Below are 3243 nucleotides of genomic sequence, written 5' to 3' on the forward strand. Positions count from 1 at the left end.
CATCGCTTCTATAACTGGCTCTTCTTCTGGTGCTTTGATTTCTTCAACTGATGAAGTCTCTTCAGTTGAATTTCCCATCGCTTCTATAACTGGCTCTTCTTCTGGTGCTTTGATTTCTTCAACTGATGAAGTCTCTTCAGTTGAATTTCCCATCGCTTCTATAACTGGCTCTTCTTCTGGTGCTTTGATTTCTTCAACTGATGAAGTCTCTTGAATGGTGAATTTATTTTGTATTGATTGAGAATATGTTTTCTTTTTGTTTTCTTCCCATAATCTCTTTGCCTCTAAAGTCTTTAATTTTCTTTCTAATACCTTTTCTTCCCAATTGGTTGAGGGTTCTTCCTTTCTGCTCGTTTGGAAAATGTTTAGCAATACTTTAAGGTTCTTTTTTTTGAAAGTTCCTGTGATTTTTTTTACAAGAGAGTCTTCTTTATTAATTCCAACTTCTCCTTTACCTTGATGATTTTTCATTTTTTAAAATATTTACAGTTAATCTTAATAGATTGTTTGGAAAATGCTTCTAAAATATATAAGTAGTTTTTTGTTGAGGTTATAAACAAGCAAAGGGGCAAACTTGAACTTAAAGTTTTCAGATGATAATTAATGAAATTACATGAGATCAAGCTATATACTTTCTTTTAATTAAAATCAAGTTGAATTTAAAAGTTTTCTAGGCATTGCATAACAAATATCTCTACTTTTACAAGTTTCAATTTTATTACCAGGATCTGTAAACAACTCGGCCCAAAAGCTCCCTTAATGCTTTTGAAGTGTTAAACAGTGATCCTGCCGTAGGCACCCAGTTCATAGGGTCTTTCCACTGTGAAAGTCTCAAGGTCTCTTTTGTTTTAAAATCAACTGGGAAAGGGTGAATCATTAAGCCTTGTCTCTCAAATAATTTTTTCGCTCTTTTCATATGAAATGCACTGGTTACAAGCAATATTTTAGGTGGCTTAGAGGATTGTCTGGTTGTGATAATCCTCCTTATAGCTATAGCTTCCTGTGCAGTGTTAGTAACTCTATTGGTAGTCAATATTGAATTTTCTGGAATACCTAAGCGTAATGCTTCATTAACATAGAGATTACTTTCTGAAAATGGAACAATTTGAAAAGGATTATAAGCACCCGTAAACAATAATTTTGAGGCTTTACCTTCTTTGAAGAGCTTTATACCCGCAAGAAACCTATCAGGGTCTATCCATTCTACTGTATTTGCAGTGGAAATTCCTGGCGGAGTAAATGCCCCGCCTCCACTAAGCACAACAATAATATCTGCAGTTGGAGCATCTTTCTCATTTATCCGTTGCCATGGATGCTCTACCCACAACCAAAGCAAATCAGCAATGATGCCTAGGCTAGAAGTCCACAGGATCAAGAAGGCCAGTTGAATTGACCAATCAGCTCTTCTCCTAAGCCTTACTAAAATAAACAAAAGGCTTATCCCAAGAGGCAATACAAATAGAGGTAATAATTTACTAAGTGTGAACGTGACAATTAAAAATCAAGCTTTCACTATTCTACTAAGCTCTAGTTCTTTCTTGCCTAATCTTATTAAGAATTACGAAATATCTTTATTGTGAGATTAGATTAAACTCCTGCTATAGTGAAAATAGCGATCATCTAAATAATAAACTTACTAAAATTTATATAATTAATCAATGAGTGTAAAAATGGAAAATGATTTAACGATAAACTTGTTTGTCCCATTAGTTGGATTCGCTCCCCTTTTAATGTTTTTTGTTTTGAGAAATAAAAGCAAAGCAACTAAACGAAAGACTTGGTCAAGGTCTTTTTAGGAAATATAAAAAAGCATCAGACTTACTACCTAAAAAAACTGATCCCCCAATAAATCGCAGCTATTATGACGCTAGCCGTATATAGATAGGCTATAAGATTTCCCCATCCTTCTTTATTCATAACTTTATTTGTTTGACTCTCATATTATCGCACTGTAATTGAAGCAATAATTTTTCAGTTAAATGCTAAGAGATCTCTTAAAAAGAGGTTTTGATTGATATAGCTGATATAGCTATGCATGAACATAAGAGGCTTTCGCATTGAACTAGTTTGTTTTAAATCAATCGGAATTATTCTGGTTTTGGTGGTTTAATATGATTGTATCTATTAGAAACATTAAATAGCCCCTTCTAGATAGCTATCCTTATACATATAGATTTTAACTACATCGCTAAGTTCTCCTCAAAGAAGCAACTAGGAAGGCTAAAAGGATTTATTCATGCTAATGCAACTAATTTCATTGAATCATGATGGTCTGCTAAACCAAGTTGAGGTTTGACTTTTTACAAAACCTAAAGATTCAATTTCATTACTTGTATCAGCATGAACAACAAAGCCATTGACAAGCTCCTATTATTATTTTTGTAGCAATGACTACAGAAACGTTCAACTCGCTACATAGCGAGCCGCATTACGACTTAAGCCATGGAACGGGGACTTAGGTCAATTTTCGGAGTCTGAATGATGACTACTACTCTTCTGTATCGCGGACATGATTATGTCCAAAGCAAAAAGCCAGTCCAAAAAACGTGCACTGAGCTAACTTACCGTCGCGAGCACTACAACACTTGTAGGGAATCAGCTAAAGCTGAAAGTCATACTTTACTCTCGTACAGGGGAAGAAAGTATTCCAAGTAAGGTTGAAGCCAAAAGCCCCTTTATAAAAAAAGGGGCTTTTTACTAATTATTTTGCCTAATGCTTTTCGCAAAAATAACTTAAGTTAATGCAGTTGATTGATCTTTACAAAGAAAGGTCGTTTAAAAGCAGCTAAGAATGCTTGAATAAATTGATATTTTTGGATTAAGCAAGTGGCAGAAAGGAACTTGGCCTCAGATAAGAAAGCCGCTGCAGAGAAGAAAGCTGCTGCAGAAAAGAAAGCTGCTGCTGAAAAGAAAGCTGCTGCAGATAGAAAAGCTGCTGCAGAAAAGAAAGCTGCTGCAGATAGAAAAGCTGCTGCAGAAAAGAAAGCTGCTGCTGAAAAGAAAGCTGCTGCAGAGAAGAAAGCTGCTGCAGATAGAAAAGCTGCTGCAGAGAAGAAAGCTGCTGCAGAGAAGAAAGCTGCTGCAGATAAAAAAGCTGCTGCAGATAAAAAAGCTGCTGCAGAAAAGAAAGCTGCTGCAGAGAAGAAAGCTGCTGCAGATAGAAAAGCTGCTGCAGAAAAGAAAGCTGCTGCAGATAGAAAAGCTGCTGCAGAAAAGAAAGCCGCTGCAGAGAAGAAAGCTGCT

4 protein-coding genes are annotated in these 3243 nt (G+C 35.7%); 2 read left to right on the plus strand and 2 right to left on the minus strand.

The window, feature by feature from the left end:
* Both EV07_RS09195 and EV07_RS09200 read right to left on the minus strand, forming a co-directional pair.
* Positions 1-471 (minus strand): hypothetical protein (locus EV07_RS09195; RefSeq protein ID WP_036919873.1); only part of this gene is annotated, 471 nt, incomplete at its 3' end.
* Positions 472-718: 247 nt separating this feature from the next.
* Positions 719-1432, minus strand: a complete 714-nt coding sequence (locus tag EV07_RS09200; protein WP_241434047.1) for a YdcF family protein — start codon at positions 1430-1432, stop codon at positions 719-721.
* A 1049-nt stretch (positions 1433-2481) separates the two neighbouring features.
* On the opposite strand from EV07_RS09200, the gene EV07_RS09500 reads away from it, so the two are divergent.
* Together EV07_RS09500 and EV07_RS09205 are read left to right on the plus strand one after the other, a co-directional pair.
* Positions 2482-2655 (plus strand): DUF4278 domain-containing protein, encoded by a 174-nt coding sequence (locus EV07_RS09500; protein WP_072013348.1) that lies wholly within the window; start codon positions 2482-2484, stop codon positions 2653-2655.
* A 171-nt stretch (positions 2656-2826) separates the two neighbouring features.
* Positions 2827-3243 (plus strand): hypothetical protein (locus EV07_RS09205; protein ID WP_193742772.1); only part of this gene is annotated, 417 nt, incomplete at its 3' end.

The organism is Prochlorococcus sp. MIT 0603 (genome assembly GCF_000760215.1).
GTDB lineage: Bacteria > Cyanobacteriota > Cyanobacteriia > PCC-6307 > Cyanobiaceae > Prochlorococcus_E.